At 45.6% G+C, this 24,728-nt stretch carries 19 protein-coding genes; 12 read left to right on the forward strand and 7 right to left on the reverse strand.

What is annotated here, in order from left to right; all coding sequences use genetic code 11:
- Positions 1-52: 52 nt before the first annotated feature.
- From CFT61_RS06070 to CFT61_RS06085, 4 genes are all read right to left on the reverse strand, one after another.
- Complete coding sequence (locus CFT61_RS06070; protein ID WP_089543565.1) at positions 53-1,855, reverse strand: RecQ family ATP-dependent DNA helicase; 1,803 nt, start codon at positions 1,853-1,855, stop codon at positions 53-55.
- A gap of 6 nt (positions 1,856-1,861) precedes the next feature.
- A complete protein-coding gene (gene recJ / locus CFT61_RS06075; protein WP_089543566.1) occupies positions 1,862-3,580 on the reverse strand; it encodes a single-stranded-DNA-specific exonuclease RecJ in 1,719 nt (572 codons plus the stop codon).
- 177 nt (positions 3,581-3,757) lie between these two features.
- The gene (locus CFT61_RS06080; RefSeq protein WP_089543567.1) at positions 3,758-4,969 is read right to left on the reverse strand and encodes an aminopeptidase C; all 1,212 of its coding nucleotides are present in this window, start codon (positions 4,967-4,969) and stop codon (positions 3,758-3,760) included.
- 116 nt (positions 4,970-5,085) lie between these two features.
- Positions 5,086-6,501 carry an aminopeptidase P family protein gene (locus CFT61_RS06085; RefSeq protein WP_089543568.1) on the reverse strand — a complete coding sequence of 472 codons (1,416 nt, stop codon included), beginning with the start codon at positions 6,499-6,501 and terminating at the stop codon, positions 5,086-5,088.
- 257 nt (positions 6,502-6,758) lie between these two features.
- Here CFT61_RS06085 and CFT61_RS06090 point away from each other — a divergent pair, with 257 nt between their 5' ends.
- Positions 6,759-7,601: a patatin-like phospholipase family protein gene (locus tag CFT61_RS06090; protein ID WP_089543569.1), complete on the forward strand. Its 843-nt coding sequence runs from the start codon at positions 6,759-6,761 to the stop codon at positions 7,599-7,601.
- 189 nt (positions 7,602-7,790) lie between these two features.
- Here the strand turns inward: CFT61_RS06090 and trmD are convergent, their stop codons facing one another.
- Entirely contained in the window at positions 7,791-8,468 is a 678-nt protein-coding gene (gene trmD / locus CFT61_RS06095) for a tRNA (guanosine(37)-N1)-methyltransferase TrmD (protein WP_089543570.1), read from the reverse strand.
- Between the two features lie 359 nt (positions 8,469-8,827).
- Between trmD and CFT61_RS06100 the strand changes: the two genes are divergently transcribed.
- The 3 genes from CFT61_RS06100 (at position 8,828) to CFT61_RS06110 (ending at position 13,176) form a co-directional block, all read left to right on the forward strand.
- Positions 8,828-11,086, forward strand: coding sequence for an aconitate hydratase (locus tag CFT61_RS06100; RefSeq protein WP_089543571.1), 2,259 nt, complete (start codon positions 8,828-8,830; stop codon positions 11,084-11,086).
- A 5-nt stretch (positions 11,087-11,091) separates the two neighbouring features.
- On the forward strand, positions 11,092-12,438 hold the full coding sequence (locus CFT61_RS06105) for a citrate/2-methylcitrate synthase (protein WP_089543572.1): 1,347 nt from the start codon (positions 11,092-11,094) through the stop codon (positions 12,436-12,438).
- A gap of 375 nt (positions 12,439-12,813) precedes the next feature.
- Positions 12,814-13,176, forward strand: a complete 363-nt coding sequence (locus CFT61_RS06110; protein ID WP_089543573.1) for a hypothetical protein — start codon at positions 12,814-12,816, stop codon at positions 13,174-13,176.
- Positions 13,177-13,206: 30 nt separating this feature from the next.
- Here the strand turns inward: CFT61_RS06110 and hemW are convergent, their stop codons facing one another.
- The gene (gene hemW / locus CFT61_RS06115) at positions 13,207-14,397 is read right to left on the reverse strand and encodes a radical SAM family heme chaperone HemW (RefSeq protein ID WP_089543574.1); all 1,191 of its coding nucleotides are present in this window, start codon (positions 14,395-14,397) and stop codon (positions 13,207-13,209) included.
- A 265-nt stretch (positions 14,398-14,662) separates the two neighbouring features.
- On the opposite strand from hemW, the gene CFT61_RS06120 reads away from it, so the two are divergent.
- From CFT61_RS06120 to rprY, 3 genes are all read left to right on the forward strand, one after another.
- The gene (locus tag CFT61_RS06120; protein ID WP_089543575.1) at positions 14,663-16,825 is read left to right on the forward strand and encodes an elongation factor G; all 2,163 of its coding nucleotides are present in this window, start codon (positions 14,663-14,665) and stop codon (positions 16,823-16,825) included.
- 247 nt (positions 16,826-17,072) lie between these two features.
- Complete coding sequence (locus CFT61_RS06125) at positions 17,073-18,632, forward strand: sensor histidine kinase (protein WP_089543576.1); 1,560 nt, start codon at positions 17,073-17,075, stop codon at positions 18,630-18,632.
- A 45-nt stretch (positions 18,633-18,677) separates the two neighbouring features.
- Positions 18,678-19,376 (forward strand): response regulator transcription factor RprY, encoded by a 699-nt coding sequence (gene rprY / locus CFT61_RS06130; RefSeq protein WP_089543577.1) that lies wholly within the window; start codon positions 18,678-18,680, stop codon positions 19,374-19,376.
- 155 nt (positions 19,377-19,531) lie between these two features.
- On the opposite strand, the gene CFT61_RS06135 is transcribed toward rprY, so the two are convergent.
- Complete coding sequence (locus CFT61_RS06135) at positions 19,532-19,720, reverse strand: hypothetical protein (RefSeq protein ID WP_089543578.1); 189 nt, start codon at positions 19,718-19,720, stop codon at positions 19,532-19,534.
- 174 nt (positions 19,721-19,894) lie between these two features.
- On the opposite strand from CFT61_RS06135, the gene rpsF reads away from it, so the two are divergent.
- From rpsF to CFT61_RS06160, 5 genes are all read left to right on the forward strand, one after another.
- Entirely contained in the window at positions 19,895-20,239 is a 345-nt protein-coding gene (gene rpsF, locus CFT61_RS06140) for a 30S ribosomal protein S6 (RefSeq protein ID WP_006847398.1), read from the forward strand.
- 2 nt (positions 20,240-20,241) lie between these two features.
- Complete coding sequence (gene rpsR, locus CFT61_RS06145) at positions 20,242-20,511, forward strand: 30S ribosomal protein S18 (protein WP_006847399.1); 270 nt, start codon at positions 20,242-20,244, stop codon at positions 20,509-20,511.
- Between the two features lie 19 nt (positions 20,512-20,530).
- Complete coding sequence (rplI, locus tag CFT61_RS06150; protein ID WP_089543579.1) at positions 20,531-21,049, forward strand: 50S ribosomal protein L9; 519 nt, start codon at positions 20,531-20,533, stop codon at positions 21,047-21,049.
- Between the two features lie 286 nt (positions 21,050-21,335).
- Positions 21,336-22,223, forward strand: a complete 888-nt coding sequence (fabD, locus tag CFT61_RS06155) for an ACP S-malonyltransferase (protein WP_089543580.1) — start codon at positions 21,336-21,338, stop codon at positions 22,221-22,223.
- A gap of 91 nt (positions 22,224-22,314) precedes the next feature.
- Complete coding sequence (locus tag CFT61_RS06160; protein ID WP_089543581.1) at positions 22,315-24,507, forward strand: alpha-amylase family glycosyl hydrolase; 2,193 nt, start codon at positions 22,315-22,317, stop codon at positions 24,505-24,507.
- The last annotated feature ends 221 nt before the right edge of the window (positions 24,508-24,728 follow it).

Consider the following 24,728-nt stretch of genomic DNA (forward strand, 5'->3'; position numbering starts at 1 on the left):
GGAGGTTGCTTTTCCAATCATCCTTTCGGCTTTCAATCATCCTTTTATCTTTTCAATCATCCTTTCGTTTTTCTATGACTTTGAGGTCTTCTATGATGATTTCTTCTTCTGCAATCTTTCTGCGGAATTCCTTTTCTTTCTCTTCCGTTTCCTTCGCCAGGCAAACATCACACTGCTGGCATTTCGTTTCATTATGTTCACCAAAATAGGCGAGCAACTGGCGTGAGCGGCATATCTCATCATTTTTGGCATATTGCAGCATGCTTTGAATACGCTTCATATATTGCTCTCTTCGGCCTTCCCATACCTCTTGCGGAATCTGTACCTTGTTGCCATCTACTCGGTCGCGTGTATAGCTGATGAAAGGTATCTTGCGGCGGGGGATGAATTTGATGATGTGGCGGGCTGCCAGGTTCTTTAATGCAAAATATACCTGCTGGATGTTTAATTCCGCCTGGCGGGCAATAAGATGCTCGTCTATGAAGGTAAGATCCACAAACAGACTGCCGTAGCTGCGCAGTAATGCTGTGATGACCGCCTCCTGTGTAGGAGGAAGCTGATCGAGTATATAAAGTTCGTTTCTTCCCAGGAGAAACATAACGCGGGCTTTACCGTCTGGATCGTCCTCGTAGTGCAGATAGCCGCTTCGTTCAAGAATCCTGAGTGCCGAATCTACTTTGGTGGGGAAAAACTTGTAGGTGATGCAGAATTTATCGATGTCAAACTCGAAGGTCTTGCCACATCCGCTACCTACACCTATCTGGTAGAAGTAGGCAAGATGTTCGTAAACGTCCTGTATCATTTCTTTAGGTGGAAAGGTATCATCTATTCGTTTCTTGAGTTTCGACTCGTCGCTTCTGTCAAAAAGCAGTACTGCATAGGATTTCTCCCCATCTCTTCCGGCACGTCCAGCCTCCTGGAAGTAAGCCTCAAGTGAATCGGGACAGTCTATGTGAATCACCATCCTCACATCGGGTTTGTCTATTCCCATTCCAAAGGCGTTTGTGGCGCACATCACCCTTACTTCGTCTGCCTGCCAGGCTTTCTGTCGCACATCCTTCTCATCAGGAGCGAGTCCGGCGTGGTAAAAGGTGGCGGAAATACCTTTCTTAGACAATAGTTCAGCCATTTCCTTGGTGCGTTTTCTACTTCGGGCATAGACTATGGCTGAGCCTTTCACGCTTTGCAGGATATGCACCATTTCACCCTGCTTATTGGAAGTGTTGCGTACAACATAAGCGAGGTTCTTGCGTTCGAAGCTCATCTTAAACACATTCTTTTCTGCAAAATGTAGTCTTTCCTGTATATCATCCACAACTTCTGGAGTCGCAGTCGCTGTAAGAGCAAGGATAGGTACCTGGGGAATCATTTCCCTGATTTTGGCTATCTGCAGGTAAGAAGGGCGGAAATCGTAGCCCCATTGGCTGATACAATGGGCTTCATCTACTGTGATGAAACTTACATGGATGTGTTTGAGCTTGGTCTGAAAGAGTTCTGATGCGAGTCGTTCTGGTGAAACGTAGAGAATCTTTACGCCCCCGAAGATACAGTTGTCGAGCGTCTGAAGAATTTCGTTTCTCGATTTGTCTGCATAGATGGCGTCAGCCAGTATACCTCGTTCTCTAAGATGCTGTACCTGGTCTTTCATCAGGGCGATGAGAGGGGTGATGACGATACATACACCTTCCTTGACCAAGGCAGGCACCTGGAATGTGATGGATTTGCCGCCACCTGTCGGCATAAGACCGAGGGTATCCCGTCCGCAGGCAATGCTTTCGATGATATTGCGTTGAATGCCTCGGAAATCAGGATACCCCCAATACTTTTGCAGAATAAGTTGAAATTGATCTGCCATTTTTTCTTAGTCATTTGGCCTGATAGCCTCTATTTGAAGTTGGACTTGATTCTTCTTGAAAATATTGTCCTCAATGGTGTATGCAATGTCGAAACTGCGGCGGCTTTTGATGTATCGGGCAGCCGCGCTTTGCCCGAAGGCAATTCCGTTCATTACGGTACTCGACTTAGAATCTACCAATTCCAGTTTGATATGCTCTTGCTCTCTGCCCACCACCTTGCTGGTGCCGTAATCATATACGTTCTGCGTGCAGAATACGGGTTTGCTATTGCATGGACCAAAAGGTGAGAACTTCTTTAAATCTGCGTGCAGCTGCTTCGTTATGTCCTTGAAGTCTATCATCGCATCTATGTTGAGCATCGCTTCCGTCTGTTCGGGAGCGATATGTTCTGCTACGTACTGGTGGAATCTGTCTCTAAACTCCTTCACGTTTTCCCATTTCATCGTAAGTCCGCAGGCATAGGTGTGACCTCCAAAGTTGATAAGCAGGTCACGGCAACTCTTGATGGCAGAATATACATCGAATCCTGTTACACTGCGAGCCGAACCTGTTGCAAGGTCTCCGTCACGGGTCAATACCACGGTAGGACGGAAGTAGATTTCCGTAAGTCGGGATGCAACGATGCCGATGACTCCCTTTTTCCAACCTTCATCATAGAGTACGATGCTGGAGTTGTGTTTCTGTGTCTCCAGTCGTGACACGATTAGATTGGCTTCTTCTGTCATCTGCTTGTCTATATCCTTGCGCTGCTCGTTGTACTCATTGATGTGCTTTGCCATTTTCAGAGCCTGACCGAAGTCTCGCTCTACCAGCAGATCCACGCTTTCCTTGCCGTTCTCCATACGTCCTGAAGCATTGATGCGTGGTCCTAGCTTGAAGACGATGTCACTCATAGACAGCTCTCTTCCGTTGAGTCCGCAGATATCGATAATCGCCTTGAGTCCGATACTTGGATTGGTATTGAGAAGTTTGAGTCCGTGGAAGGCAAGGATTCGGTTTTCATCCACCACAGGCACTATGTCGGCAGCAATGCTCACGGCACAGAAGTCGAGTAAAGGGATGAGGCGTGAGAAAGGAATGTTGTTGTTCTTGGCAAAAGCCTGCATGAACTTGAATCCTACGCCACAACCGCAGAGATGCTTGAATGGGAATGGATCATCCGGACGTTTGGGGTTGAGTATGGCCACGGCTGGTGGCATCATGTCGTCAGGGACATGATGATCGCAGATGATGAAATCTATGCCAAGACTCTTGGCATATTCTATCTCCTGGATAGCTTTGATGCCGCAATCCAGGATAATGATGAGTTTTACACCTGTTTCGTGCGCAAAGTCTATTCCCTTTTTGCTTACTCCATAGCCTTCGTCGTATCGGTCTGGTATGTAGTAATCAATGTTGGAATAAAACTGTTGCAGAAACTTGTACACCAATGCTACAGCCGTGCATCCATCCACGTCATAGTCTCCATAGACCATGATGCGCTCCTTTCTTCCCATTGCATCGTTGAGGCGATCTACAGCGATATCCATATCCTTCATCAGGAATGGATTGATGAGATCAGACAGCTGGGGACGGAAAAACCGCTTGGCTGCAGATTCTGTCGTAATGCCTCTATGGATGAGAAGCTTGGCTAGGATAGGGCTGATACTGAGTTTGTCGGCTAGTTCTTTAGCCGATTTCTCCAGCTCTGGTGTCGGTTCTTCGTAATTCCATTTAAAATGCATTTTAATTATTTTTTATTTCTGCCCCCAAAGTTACGAAAATAAAGTGACAATCGAAAATGTTTATGAAGTATTTTATTTAAAAATACCTAGATTTAAGTAAAAATAATACTTGCAGGTAAACAAAAAGGCAGCAAACTCTACTGTTTGCTGCCTTTGGTTCTGTTTATTTTGAATAAATTAGATGCCGAGCTTCTTGCGGATATCCTTAGGAATGGCATTCTTGTTTACCATAAAGTCCATTGTCTTGTAAGCTACGAAAGCCTTGGTCATATACCATGTTCCCTTGTAGTCACCATACTCACCCCAAGAGTTCTTTACCATATAGTACTCCTTGCCGTTCTGGTCCTTAGCGATACCATAGATGTGCATACCATGGTCATCGGTAGTCTCCCAGTTGTCGAAAGCTTCCTGGCGCATAGCCTGGGTAGGAACAACTTCTGGTGCGTTTACACCAAGTGAATCGAACTTCTCCTTCTTCTCGTCCTTAGAGAGTTTGAACCAGTGGTCTGCGTCTGTACCTGCCATAGAACGAACCTTCTTGACGTCGTATGCGATACCGAGACCCTTACGAGTGAAACCGTCCTCTGTTACGTCGCCACCCCAAGCTACTGTGTAGCCGTTGTTGATAGCGTTGTCGATGATCTTGCAAAGGTCATCCATTGGTACGTTGTAGCTTAAAGGCCAACGCCAGTTATCCTGTACCTCAACAGCAAACTTGCTCCACATTGGGTGGTGAGTGTAGCTGGTGATGGTAACATAATCATCGAGGTTCAAGCCGAGGCTCTGGCAGAATGACTGTGGAGTGTACTGCTTGCCCTGATATGTGAACTTCTCAGGAGTCTTACCGATATATGAGTCGATGATACCCTGAAGACCGCTCTTCCAGGCAGAAGAAATCTTCTTAGCGTTGCTCTTAGCTACAGCCTCTACGTATGGAGTCATTACATCGAAGAACTCACCGAAGTTAGCGAGTGAGTCGCCTGTCAAAGTACCAGGAGCTGGCATTGCGCCCTCCGGTACGATTCCGTAGTGCTGCAAAGCATAAAGTACATCGTATGCGCTACCGCCCTGAGAGAAGCTTACGTCACCGTGCATTCTCACTGCCATAGTGGCACGGTCCATATAAGTCTTGTTAGCTACGAACATCTCGCTGAGGTCGTAGGTTTTACCTGTATGCTTCAGAATCTCGCTTTCGAAGTAGCTGAGTGTAGAGTAAGCCCAGCACGTACCGCTGCGGTTCTGGTCCTTGATGCTTGTAATAGGATTCTGCTTCACTACAGTGAATACAGGCTTGTTCTTTGCGATGGTAGCAGAATCTGTTGCTGATTTCGCATTTGCGCCAGTGGCAACCATGGCCAACATAGCTGCAACGATCATTGATTTCTTCATGAAATTTTTCTCTTAAATTAATAATGTTATTCTATACTTATATCTCTCTATGAAGAATCCTCAAGTTTTATAGGCTTGAGGGTTCTTTGTTCGTTTGCTTGAATGGATTTTTCTATTTAAAGAATCTCTCCTCTGTGGGCAGCCATATAGTCCTCTACATCCTTTGGATGGTAAGGTATACGGTCGGTTCCGAGGAATCGGCAACCATCCTTGGTGATGAGTACATCATCCTCGATACGGATGCCTCCGAAGTCTTTGTAGGTCTCAATCTTATCGAAGTTGAGGAACTCAGCACAATGACCTGAAGCCTTCCAGTCATCGATGAGGGCAGGAATGAAGTAAACACCTGGCTCATCTGTTACTACGAAGCCTTCTTCAAGGCGACGGCCCATACGCAGGCAGTTTGTACCAAACTGTTCCAGGTTAGGGCGAACTTCATCATCAAAGCCAACGTTTATCTGGTCGAGGTTCTCCATGTCGTGAACATCCATACCCATCATGTGTCCCAATCCGTGAGGCAGGAACATAGCGTGGGCACCAGCACGTACAGCCTCTTCTGTATCACCTTTGGCAAGACCTAACTCTTTCATACGGTCGAAGAGCAAGCGGCATACGGCAAAGTGGACATCAGCCCACTTCATACCTGGCTTTGCAACTTCCAGAGCGTAGTCGTGACAAGCCTCTACGATAGAGTAGATTTCCAGCTGGCGCTGGCTGAACTTACCGCTGACAGGCATTGTACGAGTATGGTCTGAACAGTAATTGTTCATAGTCTCTGCACCTGCATCACAAAGTGCCAGTCTTCCTTCCTCGAGCAGATTCATAGATGGATAACCATGCTGAATCTCTCCATGCTGGCTGAAGATAGTAGGGAAACTAACCATTGCTCCATAAGAGTGAGCAATTCCGCTTACCTGTCCTGCTACATATTTTTCTGTGATTCCTGGGCGGACGAGCTTCATAGCAGTGGTGTGCATCTTATATCCGATAACAGAAGCACGTTCCAGTTCTTCAATTTCCTCAGGAGTCTTGGTAGAACGCATCTTGACAACCGCCTTGATGAGATCCATGCTGGCTTCCTCTTTCTGCTGGTTTGGATGAATTCCGAGGAGGTCAAATACCTGAAGCTTGATATCATAGCGGTAAGGTGGCAAGAAGTGAATCTTGCGTTTCTTCGCCATAGCATCATTGCAGATGGTCTTCAGACTCTTCATTGGTGCAGAATTATGTACGCCCACCTGCTCTGCGAGATTGTGGACGCTATCTACGCTTCCGTACCATACGATATCTACCAAGTCGATATCATCACCGATTAAAGTTTCGATGTCGTTATCTATGTCAATTACACCAACCAAACCGTCTCGCTGCAAACCGAAATAGTACAGGAATGTTGAGTCCTGGCGGAATGGGTAATATCCGTTATTAGGGAAATTACAAGGTGAATTGTTGTTTCCGAAAAGAATGATGACGCCGCTTTTGACGAGCTTCTTAAGCTCTTGTCTGCGGCTGATATAAGTGTCCTTGCTAAACATATTTTTAGAATTTTACTTTATTTTGCTGCAAAGTTAGCAATTATTTCGCAAAAATGTATTATCTTTGCAATCAAAAATAGAAAAAACTAGCGAATTTATAAATAATTAATATAAAAATGCTCTTTTTGAGGGACAAAATGTAAGAAAATGAGTTTTCTCAGAGTGCAAATCGTTAGTAATGCAGAGAGTGATAATCTGTAAGAGTATGAATCTTGATTAGTGTAATGCAATCAAAAAACAGTGGAAGAATAAAGGTTATGAAGTTGAATTTGGAAAAAACTGGTTTGGTCTTGGAAGGTGGAGGTATGCGTGGCGTCTTTACCAGTGGCGTGCTTGATGCTTTTATGAAGCATGATGTTTATTTCCCATATACGGTGGCGGTGTCGGCAGGTGCATGTAATGGTATGTCGTACATCAGTCGCCAGCCGCGTCGTGCCCGTATCTCAAATATCGATTATTTGGCGAGGTATCAGTATATCGGCATCCGACATCTGGTAACGCAAGGGTGTATTTTCGACCGTGAGTTGCTCTACGATAAGTTTCCGAATCTGTTGCTTCCTTACGATTTTGATACCTATTTTAAATATGCCAACCGATTCGAGATGGTTACCACGAATTGTCTTACGGGCAAGCCTATGTATCTTTCGGAAAATCATGATCGGCAGCGTGCCCTTGATATTGTGCGTGCTTCCAGCAGTTTGCCATACGTGAGTAAAATCGTGGATGTGGATGGTATCCCAATGCTCGATGGTGGAATATCAGACAGTATTCCCGTGATGAGAGCTATAGACAAAGGTTATGAACACAATGTGGTTGTCTTGACCCGCAACAAAGGTTGGAGAGATACTGGCAAAGATAGAAAGCTACCTTATTTATATAAGAACTATCCGCGCCTGCGTGTGGTCTTGAGTCATCGGCATAAGGCTTATAATGAGCAGATTCAACTGATTGATGATTTGGAGGCTGCTGGCAAAATCACTTGTATTCGTCCGATTCGTCCAATGGAAGTAGGGCGCATAGAAAAGGATACGGATAAATTAGAGCGTCTCTATGAAGAAGGATTTATGCTGGGAGAAAAGTTTTGTGAGAAATTCCTATGATGAAGTTTGCGTCATAGATTCCTAGTTTGAAATTCTCATTATAAAACAGCCTGTTCTCAAAACAAAAAGTCGTGTTTTGAGAACAGGCTATTCTTGTATATATGTTCACCTTATATATACTCCCCTTAATATATGTGCTTATCTTTTATATATGCCCATCCTGCAGATTGGCTTCAGCCTATTAGCCTATTATTCTTTAAGCAAGTCGGGTCTTAATCGCTTGGTTCGTTCCATTGCCTGGTCAAATTCCCACTGGCGGATTTTTGCTTCGTTGCCGCTAAGTAGGATTTCTGGAACCTTCCAACCCTTGTAGTCTGAAGGGCGGGTGTAGATAGGAGCTGACAGAATGTCGTCTTGGAAGCAGTCGGAGAGGGCACTCTGCTCATCGCTGATGACTCCTGGTACGAGTCGGATTACCGCATCTGAAATAATTGCTGCAGCCAGTTCGCCACCAGTGAGCACATAATCACCTACGCTGATTTCTCTGGTAATAAGATGATCGCGCACGCGCTGGTCGATTCCCTTGTAGTGACCGCAGAGGATGATGAGGTTTCCACCCAGCGACATTTCGTTGGCTATCTTCTGGTTGAAGGTCTCGCCATCCGGAGATACATAGATGACGTCATCGTAGTCACGCTCTGCCTTCAGGGCAGTGATGCATCGGTCTATTGGTTCGCATTGCATCACCATTCCGGCGCTTCCTCCGTATGGATAGTCGTCCACTCGTTTCCATTTATCTAATGTATAGTCGCGCAAGTTGTGGAGATGGATCTCTGCGAGGCCCTTCTTCTGCGCACGTGCCAGGATAGATTCGTTGAAGAATCCCTCCAGCATCTCTGGTAATACTGTAATAATGTCTATTCTCATAACATCTGCAAAGATAATAAATAATGTGTATAGCGCCAAATGTTTTACCGTTTTTCTTTTTCTTCTGCGATTGTTTTCTGATTTTCTGATGCTTTTACTATTGTTTTCTTGCTTTTCTGATGTTTTTACTTTGAATTCTTTATTTATAGTGGAAAAACAGCAAACTTTCGTATAAATATGCAACAAATTCATCAAGAATCAAGAAAAATACTAGCAAAATGATAAATTTTCGATAAAATGTGCTACTATTTGCAGAAAAAGTCGTATATTTGCAAACAAAAAAGTTCGGTAGTGCGTATTATGCTGTTGTATGGTGTGCGCACACGAATGTATAGTTAATCAAATAATTAGTGAATAAGATGATACTGGACATTGAAATGCTGAGAAGCTTTTATGCTTCGTATTCGGAAAGTGTAAAACAGGCTAAGGCTACTGTGAAACGACCTCTCACTTATGCCGAGAAGGTGCTCTTTGCGCATCTTTTCGACCCTGCTGAGTTGCGCCCATATAAAAGAGGTATAGAATATGTGGATTTCCGACCTAACCGCGTGGCGATGCAGGATGCTACCGCTCAGATGGCGCTCTTGCAGTTTATGAACGCAGGTAAGGATAAAGTGGCAGTTCCTGCTTCAGTACATTGCGATCACTTGATTCGTGCAGACGTGGGTGCTACTCAAGACCTTCCTGAAGCATGTAAGACCAACAAGGAGGTATATGATTTCTTGAAGTCGGTATCTCAGAAATATCATATAGGATTCTGGGGACCAGGTGCTGGTATCATCCACCAGGTGGTGCTTGAGAACTATGCCTTCCCAGGCGGTATGATGGTGGGTACAGATTCCCATACTCCAAATGCCGGCGGTCTCGGTATGGTAGCCGTGGGCGTTGGTGGTGCCGATGCCGTGGATGTGCTCACTGGTCAGCCTTGGGAACTCAAGATGCCTCGCCTCATCGGTGTGCATCTCACGGGTAAGCTCTCTGGCTGGGCTACTCCTAAGGATGTGATTCTTGAAATCCTGGGTATCCTCACCGTAAAGGGTGGAACCAATGCCATTCTTGAATACTTCGGAGATGGTCTGGATAGCATTTCTACTACCGGTAAGGCTACCATCTGTAATATGGGTGCAGAGCTGGGTGCTACCTGCTCCATCTTCCCATTCGACCAGAATGCCAGCGAATATCTCCGCAAGACGGGTCGTGAGGAGATTGCTTCCCTTGCCCAGAAGAATGTAGCCGAGCTTCGTGCTGATGATGAGGTGCTTGCCAATCCATCTGCCTTCTACGACCAGATTGTAGAAATCGACCTCTCTAAGGTGGAACCACATCTCAACGGTCCGTTTACTCCAGATGCGGCAACCCCTATCTCTCACATGAAGGCGAAGGGTCCTGCCAACGATTATCCTATGGTGGTAGAAGTAGGATTGGTAGGTAGCTGTACCAACTCTTCCTATCAGGACTTGGCCCGTGCGGCAAGTGTGGCTCGCCAGGCTTACGAGAAGGGCATCCAGGTAAAGGGTCAGCTCATCATTAACCCTGGTTCTGAGCAGATTCGCTATACTGCCGAGCGTGATGGAATCCTCGATGACTTCAAGAAGATTGGAGCCCTGATCATGACCAACGCCTGCGGTCCTTGCATCGGACAGTGGAAGCGTCATACCGACGATAACACCCGCAAGAATGCCATCGTCACCTCTTTCAATAGAAACTTCCGCCGTCGTGCTGATGGCAACCCTAATACATTTGCCTTCATCGGTAGCCCTGAGCTCACCGTGGCACTCACCATTGCCGGCCGCCTGGATTTCAATCCTGCCACCGATACCTTATCAGATAAGGATGGCAACAGCGTGAAGCTCGATGCGCCTGCAGGTTTCACCTTCCCTCCTAAGGGATTTGCCGTAGAAGACAAGGGCTTCATCGCTCCTAGCGAAGCAAATGCTAACATTGAGGTGGTAATTGCTCCAGATAGCAACCGCCTGCAGAAATTGGCTCCATTCGCTCCTTGGGATGGAAAGGACCTGGTAGATATGCCTCTTCTCATCAAGACCGAGGGCAAGTGTACCACCGACCATATCTCAATGGCTGGTCCATGGTTGAAGTTCCGCGGACATCTTCAGAATATCTCTGATAACCTGCTGATGGGTGCCGTCAACGCCTTCAATGGCGAGAGCAACAAGGTGAAGAACCAGTTGGATGGCAAGTATGTGGAGGTTTCTACCGCAGCCAAGGCTTACAAGGCGCAGGGCATCAGCAGCATCGTGGTGGCTGAGGATAACTACGGTGAAGGTTCATCTCGTGAGCATGCAGCCATGGAGCCTCGTTTCCTGAACGTGAAGGTGATTCTTGCCAAGAGTTTCGCCCGTATCCACGAAACCAACCTGAAGAAGCAGGGTATGCTCGCCCTTACATTCTGCAATAAGGATGATTATAATAAGGTACAGGAAGACGACCGCATCTCACTCACCGGTTTGAAGGAGTTTGCTCCAGGTTCTAAACTCACCGTCACCTTGAAGCACAAGGATGGCTCTGAGGATAGTTTCGAGGTAGAGCATACTTATAATGATACACAGATTGCATGGTTCAAGGCTGGTTCTGCATTGAACTTTGCAGCTAAAAAGTAACAGTTATGAATAAAGAATATTTGATATATAAATTAAGCGATGAGGTAAAGAACTCATGCAAGATAGATAAGGATGCATTCACCAAGTTCAATGTAAAGCGTGGACTTCGTAATGAGGATGGCTCTGGTGTGCTGGTAGGATTGACCAACATCGGTAACGTTGTGGGTTACGAGCGCGATGAGAATGGCAAGCTGAAGCCTACCGAGGGTAAGCTCTATTATCGTGGCTACGAGCTTGACGACCTCGTTACTCCTCTCTTGAAGGAGAAGCGATTCGGTTTCGAGGAGGTTGCCTTCCTGCTCCTTTCCGGTCAGCTGCCGGATAAGGAGGAGCTGGAGGCTTTCAAGGAACTCCTCAACGACAACATGCCGCTCGACCACCGCACCATTACTCACATCATCGAACTGGAGGGTTCTAACATCATGAACATCCTGGCTCGTTGCGTGCTCGAAATGTACACCTTCGATCCGAACCCTGACGATATCAGCCGCGACAACCTGATGCGTCAGAGTGTGGAGCTGATTGCAAAGTTCCCAACCATCATCGCCTATGCATACAACATCTATCGTCACTCTGTGCAGGGCAGAAGCTTGCACATTCGCCATCCACGCGAGAATCTCTCTATCGCAGAGAACTTCCTCTATATGATGAAGCACGAGAACTACTCTGAGCTGGATGCGCGTATGCTCGATCTGCTCCTCATCATTCAGGCAGAGCATGGTGGTGGTAACAACTCTACCTTCACGGTGCGTGTCACCTCTTCTACCCGCACGGATACCTACAGCTCTATTGCTGCCGGTATCGGTAGCTTGAAGGGTCCTCTTCATGGTGGTGCCAACATCAAGGTTATCAACATGTTCCATCATCTGAAGGAGGCTATCAAGGATTGGACCAATGTAAATGAACTCGATATCTATCTGAAGCGCATGCTCAACAAGGAGGCTTATGATAAGACGGGGCTTATCTACGGTATCGGCCATGCGGTTTATACCTTGAGCGATCCTCGTGCCGTAGAGCTGAAGCGACTGGCTGGCGAGCTTGCCAAGGAGAAGGGTAGGGAGGATGAGTACAACTTCCTGAAGCTTATCGAGCAGGAGGGTATCAAGTGCCTGCAGGAGCATCGTGGCGGCAGCAAGCCAGCCTGTGCCAACCTCGACTTCTATAGCGGTTTCATCTATGAGATGATTGGTCTTCCACAGGAGATTTATACCCCTATTTTTGCTATGGCGCGTATCGTGGGTTGGACTGCCCATCGCATCGAAGAACTCAACTTCGAGGGTCGCCGCATCATCCGTCCTGCTTACAAGAATATTTTGGGTGAGTTGGATTATACTCCATTGGGTGAGAGATAAAAAATACATCAAATAATAAATACATAGTATTTAAAAAGGGCAATGCTTCTATGAGTATTGCCCTTTTATTTGGTGTGTACAGGGGGAATATGCTTTTCTTTTTGGCTGTAGTCTTTTTTTTTTCGATACTAAATAGCGTATCTTGTTTTAAAAACGGCTTTAAAAAAATATTTTAGTGAAATATAGTTAAGAAACTGATGTTTGAAGATAAATATTTGCGGATTACAGATAAATGTAGTATCTTTGTCGACGAATTGCATGAAATGCAAGACTACAATAGTAAATTGTTATAATAAATAAGAGTATAAGAGAATAGGTGATGTCTGTAGATAGCCTATTAGACTGGTACCTAAATAAGAGGAGTAATAAAAGTTAATGGAAAAAGAATTTGAAGAGTATTGGAGCGCACACAGCAAGAGAATGCTTTTGAATGCTCCTGGCAACCTGCGGCAGGAATACTTGGAGTCAACCAAATTGGATACGCCTATGGATTGGGTGTGTTATATCCTTCCCGTGGCTGCAGGTATTCTCATTCAGCCTCATGTCAATCTGAAGAGTGAGGTGTTGTCTTGGGCCATTATTTTATTGATAGTGGTGGTACTGTTTGTTCTTTTGCAGATGGTAAAGCCTTTTTTTCAGAAAAAGAAGTCAACCATTCAGGCAATTGATCAAATTAAACAGTATTACTACGAAAGATATAAGAAATATGGTCTGGATAAAATGGAGCCTTGGAATTAAGGCTCCATTTTTTTATGTGATGATGTATTTTTATACGATCATAAAGTCGCTCATGATGTCATCTGATATATAGAGACCTTCATGGGTAAGTGATAGCTTCCCGTTGCTTATCTTCATGAGTCCTCTATGAATATGCTTCTCAGCTTCCTGCATCATCTGTGAAGCTAATTGGTCACCAAACTCCTTTTCCATCTTTTCTATATCAATACCATCGCTTGTCCGTAATGCCGTGGTGATAAGGTCATTGTATCTTGTAGAAAGATCCAGGGATTCGGTTTCACTAGGCAATTCTCCCTTTTGGATGGAAGCGATGTATTCCCTGATATTGTCCACATTCCAGCTTCTGGTGGCTTCAATCTTGTTTTCTTCACCTATTTTAGTCTCTCGTCTGTAGGAGTGGGCGGCTGCACCTATTCCGATATAGGGCACTTCATGCCAATAGCTGCTGTTGTGGCGTGATCGGTAGCCTGGCTTGGCAAAGTTGCTGATTTCGTAATGCTCGTAACCGGCAGAGGTGAGTTGGGTGATGAGTAGCTCATACATCTGTCGGCTGGTTTCCTCATCGATTTCCTCAATCTTTCCCCGTTCCAGCATTCTGTAGAGAGTCGTTCCTTCTTCGTACATCAAGCTGTAGGCAGAGATGTGTTCTACCCCCAGTTTGATGGCTTCATCAATGTCTTTTTTCCAGTCTTCCAGAGTTTCGCCAGGAAATCCGAACATCAGGTCGATGCTGATGTTGTGGATGTCGATGCCACGCAACCTTTTGATGGCAGCCTTGACATCTGCAGCCTTGTGGCGGCGGTGAAGAAAGCCCAGGCGATGGTCTGAGAAAGTCTGTGCTCCCATGCTTACCCTGTTTACGGGCAGCTGCAGGAGAGTCTTGCAGAATTCTTCTGAGACATCATCGGGGTTGCATTCCATCGTGATTTCCATTTTTGAGAATTCTTCTTCCGAATGGTTCGGAGGAAAATAAGCCTTCTTGATACCTTCGAAAAGGTGGATGAGCTGATCGTGGGTAAGCTGGCTGGGAGTTCCACCCCCCAGGTAGATGGTTCTTAAACTGTAATCGTAATCAGTTGCCGTTTTGAAGGGGCGCATCTTCATTTCCTTGCACAGAGCATCAACGTAATCATCCCGCATGCTGAGGGATGTGGTGCTGTAGAAACCGCAGTAGATGCAGCGGCTCTCACAGAATGGGATATGTATGTATAGTCCTGCCATGTTTTTTTTAAGTCTGAATTCCTAATCGGCATTTCTGGCTTTAGTCTTATCTTTTTCTATATATAATAAGGTATAAGCCTAGAAGTATGTCTTAACAAGATGCAAAATTACTAATATAATTTAATTTAGAGCAAGTTTTTTGTGAAAAAATTTGCAGGATTGCCGAAAAATGTGTAATTTAGTAGCACGAAACAGAAAAATCGTATGATTGGACTGTCGAATAACTAGCAATTTTAAGTATAACCCTTAAAAATCTATAAGCGTCATGAGAGTATATCAGACTAATGAGATTAAAAACATTGCATTGCTGGGCAGTGCGGGTAGCGGCAAGACTACACTTGCCGAGAGTATGTTATTTGAAGCAGGCGTTATCAAGCGTAGAGGCTCTGTAGAAGCGAAGAATACGGTGAGCGACTACTTCCCAGTAGAGTTGGAGTATGGCTACTCAGTGTTCCCTACCGTTTTTCATGTGGAGTGGAACAATAAGAAGCTTAACATTATAGATTGCCCTGGTAGCGATGATTTCGTAGGTGGTGCCATTACATCACTCAATGTTACCGATCAGGCAGTTATCCTTATCAATGGTCAGTATGGTCCAGAGGTAGGCACCCAGAACAACTTCCGTTATACCGAGAAGTTGAACAAGCCTGTTATTTTCCTCGTTAACCAGCTTGACTCAGACAAGTGCGATTTTGACAACCTCATTGCCACCATGAAGGACATTTATGGTTCTAAGTGTGTGCAGATACAATATCCTATCGAGACAGGTCCTGGCTTCAATGCTCTCATTGACGTGTTATTGATGAAAAAATATTCCTGGAAACCAGAAGGCGGTGCTCCTATCATCGAGGATATTCCTGAGGAGGAAATGGACAAGGCGATGGAACTTCATACTGCACTCGTTGAGGCTGCTGCCGAAAACGACGAAGGCTTGATGGAGAAATTCTTCGAGAGTGAAAGCTTGACAGAGGATGAACTCCGTGAGGGCATCCGCAAGGGATTGGTAACCCGCAGCATCTTCCCTGTATTCTGCGTTTGCGCAGGCAAGTCTATGGGCGTTCACCGCCTGATGGAGTTCTTGGGCAACGTTGTTCCTTTTGTAAGCGAAATGCCTAAGGTGCATAATACCCGTGGTGAGGAAATTACTCCTGATACCAATGGTCCTGAGAGTGTTTACTTCTTCAAGACAGGCTTGGAACCACATATCGGTGAGGTAAGTTACTTCAAGGTGATGAGTGGTTCTATCAAGAGTGGTGATGACCTGACCAATTCTGACCGTGGTTCCAAGGAGCGTATCGGACAGATTTATGCCTGTGCGGGTGCCAACCGTGTGCCTGTAGATCAGTTGAATGCCGGTGATATCGGTTGTACCGTGAAGATGAAGGACGTGAAGACGGGCAATACCTTGAATGGAAAGGGTGCTGAGTGGCGCTTCGATTTCATCAAGTATCCTAATCCTAAGTACTCTCGTGCCATCAAGGCTGTCAATGCTCAGGATACAGAGAAGCTGATGGCTGCTCTTCTCAAGATGCGTCAGGAAGACCCAACATGGGTTGTGGATCAGAGCAAGGAGTTGCGCCAGGTGATCGTACGCGGTCAGGGTGAGTTCCACCTCCGTACATTGAAGTGGCGTCTGGAGAACAACGAAAAGCTCAATGTAGTCTTCGAGGAGCCTCGCATCCCATATCGTGAGACCATTACCAAGAAGGCTCGTGCCGACTATCGGCATAAGAAGCAGAGTGGTGGTGCTGGTCAGTTTGGTGAGGTTCACCTCATCGTTGAGCCATACGCAGAGGGTATGCCAGATCCGACATCATTCACCTTCAACGGTCAGGAGTTCAAGATGAACATCAAGAGCCGTGAAGAAGTTTCCCTGGAGTGGGGTGGCAAGTTGGTATTCCTCAACTCTGTGGTTGGTGGAGCTATCGATGCCCGTTTCATGCCGGCTATCCTGAAGGGTATCATGGATTGTATGGAGCATGGACCTCTTACAGGTTCTTACGCCCGTGATGTCCGAGTTATCGTATATGATGGCAAGATGCACCCGGTAGATAGCAATGAGTTGTCATTTATGCTGGCTGCCCGCCGTGCTTTCAGCGATGCCTTCAAGCAGGCAGGTCCAAAGATCCTGGAGCCTATCTACGACCTGGAGGTTTACGTGCCAGCCGACTATATGGGTGATGTGATGAGTGATCTTCAGGGACGCCGTGCCCTTATCATGGGTATGGATTCTGAGGCAGGTTACCAGAAGTTGAGTGCCAAGATTCCACTCAAGGAGCTTGCCAACTATTCTATCTCCCTCAGCTCGCTTACCGGTGGTCGTGCTTCGTTCACCACCAAGTTTGCCAGCTACGAGTTGGTTCCTACCGATATCCAGAGCAAGCTGATTGCCGATCATGAGGCTGAACTGGCTAAGGAGACTGAATAGAGTAGAAAAGATATTTCATCTTTATGATAAAAATGTTGTTTGAAATATAACTTCGAATTATCTCTCTTATATAAATTAAAATTTTATGTTGATATGACCAATGGGGAGCCTGCATGTGATATGTCGGCTCTCTTTTATTTTTATATATGCAATTATAACCGTTTGTTTTTGTTAATTTGAGCAAATTGAAGTGAAATAATTAACTGTTTTGTGTTAACCAATTAAGAAATTTCCTATCTTTGCCCCTATGAAAAAGAAAACGATTTGGACCATAGCCGTTATTATGGGCTTTTCGTTCCTTGCGCTGCTATTCCTGCAGCTCAGTTACATCCAGGAAATGGTGAACATGAAGAAGGAACAGTTTGACGAGTCGGTCAACAGAGCCCTATATCAAGCTTCAAGAAACTTGGAGCTGAATGAAACTTTGCGCTATCTTGAAAAGGATGTCAATGAGACTGAACGCAAGGCTAGTAAGAAGGATTCTGTGGGAACCCGCAGCGGTCAGCTGGATGGAACCATCCAGCACTCTCATCAGTATTCTGTGGTAGGTAAGGATGGTACGGTCTATTCTTCCTTCGAGTTGAAGACCATTGCAACCAATCCTGCCAACAAGCCGAAGGCGATGATTCTGCGCAGCGACAAGAATTCGCTTAATGAGACTCAGAAGTCCTTGCAGGAGATTGTGAAGAATCGCTATGTGTATCAGAAAGCGTTGCTCGACGAAGTGGTTTATTCCATTCTCTACTCGGCATCCGATAAACCATTGAAGGAACGAATCAACTTCAAGCAGTTGGATCAGGATCTCAAGGCAGAGATGATGAACAATGGAATCAATATCCCTTATCACTTTACGGTAACAACCCAGGATGGCAGGGAGGTGTACCGTTGCCCGGATTATACCGACGAGGGTGAGGAATACAGCTATTCTCAGGTACTCTTCCGCAACGACCCGCAGTCGAAGATGGGAGTCGTAAAGGTTCACTTCCCAGATATGAACAGCTACATCTTCTCCAGTGTGCGCTTCATGATTCCTAGTGTCATCTTTACGCTGGTATTGCTCATTACCTTTATCTTCACCATCGTGGTCATCTTCCGGCAGAAGCGATATACGGAGATCAAGAATGACTTCATCAACAATATGACCCATGAGTTGAAGACGCCTATTGCCAGCATCAGTCTGGCGGCACAGATGCTCAACGACCCATCGGTTTCCAAGAGCGAGCAGATGCAGAAGCATCTGGGTGGTGTGATAGATGATGAATCGAAGCGACTCCGCTTCCTGGTAGAAAAGGTATTGCAGATGAGTATGTTTGACCGCAAGAAGGCGGTGTTCAAGAAGAAGGAACTCGATCTGAATGAAATCGTTGAGAATGCGGCTCACTCTTTCGCCCTCCGCGTAGAGCATACGGGAGGAAAGATTTACGTGGATATCGAGGCGATAGACTCTACGCTCTATGTGGATGAGGTGCATTTCCAGAATGTGATTTTCAATCTGATGGACAATGCCGTGAAGTACCGTAAACCCGAAGAGCCTCTGTTTGTCACGATGAAGACATGGAATGATGAGCATCATCTCTATCTCTCTATCAATGATACGGGTTTGGGTATGAAGAAGGAGAACCTGAAGAAGATCTTCGACAAGTTCTACCGTGTACATACGGGCAATGTGCATGATGTGAAGGGCTTCGGCCTCGGTCTCGCCTATGTGAGGAAAATCGTGGAATTGCATGGTGGAGAAATCAAGGTTGACAGCGAATTGGGCAAGGGTACTACCTTTACCATCAAGCTGCCGGTGATACATGATTAAAAGACAATGATAAATAGAATATTAACAAGTAAAAATAATAAGAATATGGAAGAGACAGTAAAAATCCTGCTTTGCGAGGATGATGAGAATTTGGGTATGTTGCTTCGTGAGTATCTGCAGACCAAGGGCTTTGCTACAACATTGTGCCCTGACGGTGAGGCAGGCTTCAAGGAGTTCACCAAGAACAAGTATGATATTGCCGTACTCGATGTGATGATGCCTAAGAAGGATGGCTTTACCCTGGCTCAGGAGATTCGCCAGCAGACGGCAGATCTGCCAATCGTATTCCTTACTGCCAAGACTTTGAAGGAGGATATTCTGGAAGGCTTCAAGATAGGTGCTGACGATTATATCACCAAGCCTTTCTCTATGGAGGAGCTGGTGTTCCGTGTAGAGGCTATCCTTCGCCGTGTACGTGGCAAGAAGACTAAGGAATCTACCATGTACCACATCGGTAAGTTTACCTTCGATACGCAGAAGCAGCTGCTTACCATCGGTGATGAGCAGACCAAGCTGACAACCAAGGAGAATGAGCTTCTTGCTCTTCTCTGTGCTCATGCCAACGAGATTCTTCAGCGTGATTTCGCATTGAAGACCATCTGGATTGATGACAACTACTTCAATGCGCGCTCTATGGATGTGTATATCACCAAACTCCGCAAGCATCTGAAGGAAGATCCGCAGATTGAGATTATCAATATCCATGGTAAGGGCTACAAGCTCATCGTTCCGGATATGGATTAGGAATATGGATTGACAGAAAAGCTGTAAACTGTATAAAGCAGTAGAAAGCTATCTATGGAAAAAGAGAAAAGGGATAAGTTTGCAGAAAACCTATCCCTTTTTTTCTTTCATTTCTGAATCGCCTTATCTGGACCATCATGTACAGGTTCCGTTTCTTATCCCTTCTTCAGCGAATAGACAAATCCGGCAATGCCAGCCAGGATGAAGAACAGACCTGCAAACAGCATGATGTTGTTCTTGATGGCGAAGGCGAAGCTGGCCGCAAGCAGCAGAACGCCCAAAACGATGAAGGTCATACCCATGGAAGGGAGGGTATGAAGCGATTTTTTGAGTCTTTTATCCATATTTTCGTACAATTAACAATTATTTTCTGCAAAAGTACAAAAAATATTTGGTTAATTCAAGAAAAAGTTGTAATTTTGCACCGCAATTCGTGAAATGGGGTGTGTTTACGCACACATTTCTATGTTTCGCAAGAGAATTTTAATATTAATTTTTTAATTATTTACAAAAGTAGTATGAATCAATACGAAACCGTTTTCATTTTGACTCCCGTTTTGTCTGATGAACAGATGAAGGAAACGGTCGCTAAGTTCGAGAAGGTACTCACCGATAATGGTGCTGAGATTCTGAACAAAGAGGCTTGGGGTTTGAAGAAGTTGGCTTACAACATCGAGAAGAAGACATCAGGCTTCTACAGCTTGGTTGAGTTCAAGGCTGAGCCAACTGTTATCGCTAAGCTCGAGACAGCTTATCGCCGCGACGAGAAAGTAATTCGTTACATGACTGTTAAACTTGACAAGTATGCTGCCGCTTACGCAGAGAAGCGTCGTGCAAAGCTTGGTAAAAAAGAGGAGGCTTAATCATGGCAGATCAGAAATCAGAAATCCGTTATTTGACCGCTCCTTCTATCGACACAAAGAAGAAGAAGTATTGCCGTTTCAAGAAGAGCGGTATTAAGTACATCGACTATAAGGACCCAGAGTTCTTGAAGAAGTTCTTGAACGAGCAGGGTAAGATCCTTCCACGTCGTATCACAGGTACATCTTTGAAGTATCAGCGCCGCGTGGCACAGGCTGTTAAGCGTGCTCGCCAGATCGCTTTGCTTCCTTACGTAACCGATTTGATGAAGTAATTTAAGGAGGAGAAGAAGAATGGAAATTATTTTGAAGCAAGATATTATCGGTCTTGGATACAAGAACGATATCGTAAATGTAAAGAGTGGTTATGGTCGTAACTTCCTTATCCCTACAGGTAAGGCTGTTATCGCTTCTCCATCTGCTAAGAAGCAGTTGGCTGAGGATTTGAAGCAGCAGGCTCACAAGCTTGAGGCTATCAAGGCTGAGGCTGTTAAGAAGGGCGAGGCTCTCAATGGCATCGTTCTTACTATCGCTGCTAAGGTTAGTGCTACTGGTCAGCTCTACGGTTCAGTTAATGCTGCAACTGTTGCTGAGGAGCTCGCTAAGAAGGGCATCGAGGTTGATCGCAAGATCATCACTATGAAGGATGCTAAGAAGGTAGGCGAGTACGAGGCTACTGTACACTATCACAAGGAGGTTGAGGTTAAGGTTCCAGTTAACGTTGTTGCTGAGAACGCTCCTGTTGCAGCTCCTGCTGCTGAGGAGGTTGCAGCTGAGGCTGTAGCTGAGGAAGAGGCTCCAGCAGCTGAGTAATCCTCAAAAAAATAATCTCAAATCGACACAAGTACGAAAATTTTCGCACTGTAAAGCAAATTAATATAAAGATCCCTTTTGCCGAAAGGCATTAGGGATTTTTTGTTTCTGTATTCCGATATCAGGGTAAAATCGTATAATAGAGTGGTAATTTAGTACATATATAACTTTATTTTAGCTTATTCTCTCCCGATTCTCAGAAAAATATTGTATCTTTGCAGCCGAATTCATGGAATTCGCTTCTAAAGAAGAAATAATTAATAATAAATTTTTAAAATAGATAAAAATGAAAGCATTTGTTTTCCCTGGTCAGGGTTCTCAGTTCGTAGGTATGGGTAAGGACCTCTACGATAACAACGCATTGGCAAAAGAACTTTTCGATAAGGCTGATGAAATTCTCGGCTTTAAGATTACTGATATTATGTTCGCTGGTACAGACGAGCAGTTGAAGGAAACCAAGGTTACCCAGCCTGCAGTATTCCTCCACTCTGTTATCTCTGCTCTTTGCCTGGGCGATGAGTTCCAGCCTGCTATGGTAGCTGGTCACTCTCTCGGTGAGTTCTCAGCCTTGGTAGCTGCAGGTGCTATGGCCTTCGAGGATGGCTTGAAGCTGGTGGCTGCACGTGCCAACGCTATGCAGAAGGCCTGCGAGGCTAATCCTGGAACTATGGCTGCCATCATCGGTTTGCCTGATGAGAAGGTTGAGGAAATCTGCGCTCAGGTTAGCACAGAGGGCAACGTTGTAGTTGCTGCCAACTACAACTGCCCTGGTCAGCTCGTTATCTCTGGTAATGTTGATGCTATCAATGCTGCCTGCGAGCAGTTGAAGGCTGCCGGTGCCAAGCGTGCCCTGCCATTGAAGGTAGGTGGTGCTTTCCACTCTCCATTGATGCAGCCAGCAAAGGATGAACTTCAGGCAGCTATCGAGAAGACTGCTTTCTCAGCTCCTAAGTGCCCTGTTTATCAGAATGTAGATGGCAAGCCTCATACAGATCCAGCTGAGATTCAGCAGAACCTCATTGCTCAGCTCACAAGTTCAGTACGCTGGACAGCTTCTGTTCAGGCTATGATTGCTGATGGTGCTGACGATTTCACAGAGTGTGGTCCTGGCAAGGCTTTGCAGGGTATGATTGGCCGCATCGACAAGACTGTAGGTAATCACGGTATTGCATAATCAGCTATCAGAATAATCATGCGTTTTATCTTTCCGGCAAAGGCGTTGCCGGGAGGATAAAACGTTTTATCATTTAAGTAACGACCGCTAAATGAAGGAAAAAATAGTTATTTACCAGGTTCTCCCCCGATTGTTTGGTAACAGGAATACCACCCGTAAGGAGAATGGCAACATTGAAGAAAACGGTTGCGGAAAGCTTAATAACTTTAGTGATGAGGTGTTGGCCCGTATTCATGACATGGGTTTCACTCATATCTGGTTTACAGGTGTGATTCGTCACGCTACACAGACAAACTACTCATCTTATGGTATTCCTACTCAGCATGCTGAGGTGGTAAAGGGCAAGGCTGGATCGCCATACGCCATTACCGACTATTATGACATTGACCCTGATTTGGCCGTGAATGTCAGCCTGAGAATGAAGGAGTGGGAGACTCTTATCGAGCGTACGCACAAGGCTGGTATGAAGGTCATCATGGACTTTGTGCCGAACCATGTGGCTCGTGAGTATCATTCCATCTGCAAACCGGCAGGTGTACGGGATCTGGGAGAAGATGATGATACCAATATGCACTTCTCTACGAAGAATAATTTCTATTATACATGGGGCGATCTCGACCTGAATGAAGTTCGCTACTCTAAACCGGAGTTCAAGGCTTATAATGCCAAGGATGCCAAAATCTATGAGCCATACGAGGAGAGTCCGGCAAGAGCTACGGGAAATGACCGTTTCGACAACCGCCCGGGTTGCAACGACTGGTATGAGACCGTGAAGCTCAACTATGGTGTGGATTACTGTGATGCAGGTGGCAGAAGCTATCACTACGAGCCGGTGCCAAGCACCTGGGGTAAGATGACGGATATCCTGCTCTACTGGGCAAGCAAGGGTGTAGATGGATTCCGCTGCGACATGGCAGAGATGGTGCCTACGGCATTCTGGTCATACGCTACGGCGATTCTGAAGTCCAAGTTTCCTCATATCATTGTTATCGGTGAGGTGTATGATCCTAACCAGTATCGCAACTATGTGAAGGCGGGATTCGATTATCTCTACGATAAGGTGGGCATGTATGATTGTCTTCGCGGTGTGATTCGTGGTGAGCGTCCGGCAGCCAGTATCACTCACGAGTGGCAGGTGGTGGATGACATCCGCGATCACATGCTCTACTTCCTGGAGAACCATGATGAGCAGCGCATAGCCAGCGACTTCTTCTGCGGCAGCGCCATGAAGGCGATTCCTGCAGCAGCCATGAGTCTCTTCTTCCAGAAGAATCCTTTCATGCTCTACAGCGGACAGGAGTTTGGCGAGAAGGGTATGGACAAGGAAGGATTCAGCGGCAGAGATGGCCGTACTACGATATTCGACTACTGGAGTCCGGAGACCCTGACCCATGCTTATCAGGAAGGTGAGGAGGAAGCATATACTGCAGAGCAGAAATATCTGGCTGCTACCTATCGCCAGCTTCTCCGTCTTGCCAATGAGGAGAAGGCGCTTCGCGAAGGTGATACCTTCGACCTGATGTATGTGAATCCGGGTTCAGAGGGCTTCGATCCACGTACTAATTTTGCCTTCCTTCGCAAGAAGGATAATGAGGTGATGCTCATCGTGCTCAACTTTGCCCAGGAGGCTCGCCAGCTGCAGGTATGCATCCCTGGTCATGCTTTTGATTTCTTCCAGATTACGGAAGAGGAGGTTCTGGTAACTGAATTGTTCTCGGGAGGCAAGAAGAAGGTAGAGTTGAAGAGGAATGGCGTATTCCCGATATCAATGGATGCTAACGGAGTAAGAATCTATAAATTCAATGTTAAGATGGAGGAAAGTGATATCATATTGAATGAGCATCATAAGGAGGAATTCCCTCCTGCTCATACGGCTGAGCATCTGCTCAACCAGTTGATGGTTCGCATGTTTGGCTGTGAGCGCAGCCGCAATGCACATATTGAGCGCAAGAAGAGTAAGATGACCTTCGTAGTCGATCACAAGCCTACCCGCCAGGAGGAGAAGGAGATTGAGACGGAGATGAATCGCCTGATAGAGCTTGATATGCCTGTGACTTACGAGTTTGTGGATCGCGACCACATTCCAGCAGAGGTGAAACTCGATCGTTTGCCTGATGATGCTAGTGAAACCTTGCGTCTGGTTCGTATCGGCGATTATGATGTTTGTCCATGTATTGGCAAGCACGTCCGTTCAACGGCTCAGATTGGCAAGTTTGTATTGCTCGGTACGAATTGGGATGAGCACGCTCACTCATTGCGTATCCGCTTCAAGATTGTACAATAATATAAAATAAGCAGTAATGGAGTAATAGCCCATTGCTGCTTTTTTTCTTGTATAATCCCTGCTTCCTTCTTTCCTTTTCTTTCGCGCACATAAATGTTTTTTCTCGAAAAAGTATCAAAGTATCATTGATTTCTGGCATGTTGTTGATACATAAAGGCTTATAAAGTGGGATTTCCGAATATGTTTACAAAAAAGTATCATGGAAGTATCATGAATTCCAG

This window comes from Segatella copri (genome assembly GCF_002224675.1).
Taxonomy (GTDB): Bacteria; Bacteroidota; Bacteroidia; order Bacteroidales; family Bacteroidaceae; genus Prevotella; species Prevotella copri_U.

Excerpts from the sequence above, each read along its gene's own strand:
- CFT61_RS06070 (WP_089543565.1), bottom strand. The coding sequence starts at position 1,855 with ATGGCAGATCAATTTCAACTTATTCTGCAAAAGTATTGGGGGTATCCT.
- recJ (WP_089543566.1), bottom strand. The coding sequence starts at position 3,580 with ATGCATTTTAAATGGAATTACGAAGAACCGACACCAGAGCTGGAGAAA.
- CFT61_RS06080 (WP_089543567.1), bottom strand. The coding sequence starts at position 4,969 with ATGAAGAAATCAATGATCGTTGCAGCTATGTTGGCCATGGTTGCCACT.
- CFT61_RS06085 (WP_089543568.1), bottom strand. The coding sequence starts at position 6,501 with ATGTTTAGCAAGGACACTTATATCAGCCGCAGACAAGAGCTTAAGAAG.
- CFT61_RS06090 (WP_089543569.1), top strand. The coding sequence starts at position 6,759 with ATGAAGTTGAATTTGGAAAAAACTGGTTTGGTCTTGGAAGGTGGAGGT.
- trmD (WP_089543570.1), bottom strand. The coding sequence starts at position 8,468 with ATGAGAATAGACATTATTACAGTATTACCAGAGATGCTGGAGGGATTC.
- CFT61_RS06100 (WP_089543571.1), top strand. The coding sequence starts at position 8,828 with ATGATACTGGACATTGAAATGCTGAGAAGCTTTTATGCTTCGTATTCG.
- CFT61_RS06105 (WP_089543572.1), top strand. The coding sequence starts at position 11,092 with ATGAATAAAGAATATTTGATATATAAATTAAGCGATGAGGTAAAGAAC.
- CFT61_RS06110 (WP_089543573.1), top strand. The coding sequence starts at position 12,814 with ATGGAAAAAGAATTTGAAGAGTATTGGAGCGCACACAGCAAGAGAATG.
- hemW (WP_089543574.1), bottom strand. The coding sequence starts at position 14,397 with ATGGCAGGACTATACATACATATCCCATTCTGTGAGAGCCGCTGCATC.
- CFT61_RS06120 (WP_089543575.1), top strand. The coding sequence starts at position 14,663 with ATGAGAGTATATCAGACTAATGAGATTAAAAACATTGCATTGCTGGGC.
- CFT61_RS06125 (WP_089543576.1), top strand. The coding sequence starts at position 17,073 with ATGAAAAAGAAAACGATTTGGACCATAGCCGTTATTATGGGCTTTTCG.
- rprY (WP_089543577.1), top strand. The coding sequence starts at position 18,678 with ATGGAAGAGACAGTAAAAATCCTGCTTTGCGAGGATGATGAGAATTTG.
- CFT61_RS06135 (WP_089543578.1), bottom strand. The coding sequence starts at position 19,720 with ATGGATAAAAGACTCAAAAAATCGCTTCATACCCTCCCTTCCATGGGT.
- rpsF (WP_006847398.1), top strand. The coding sequence starts at position 19,895 with ATGAATCAATACGAAACCGTTTTCATTTTGACTCCCGTTTTGTCTGAT.
- rpsR (WP_006847399.1), top strand. The coding sequence starts at position 20,242 with ATGGCAGATCAGAAATCAGAAATCCGTTATTTGACCGCTCCTTCTATC.
- rplI (WP_089543579.1), top strand. The coding sequence starts at position 20,531 with ATGGAAATTATTTTGAAGCAAGATATTATCGGTCTTGGATACAAGAAC.
- fabD (WP_089543580.1), top strand. The coding sequence starts at position 21,336 with ATGAAAGCATTTGTTTTCCCTGGTCAGGGTTCTCAGTTCGTAGGTATG.
- CFT61_RS06160 (WP_089543581.1), top strand. The coding sequence starts at position 22,315 with ATGAAGGAAAAAATAGTTATTTACCAGGTTCTCCCCCGATTGTTTGGT.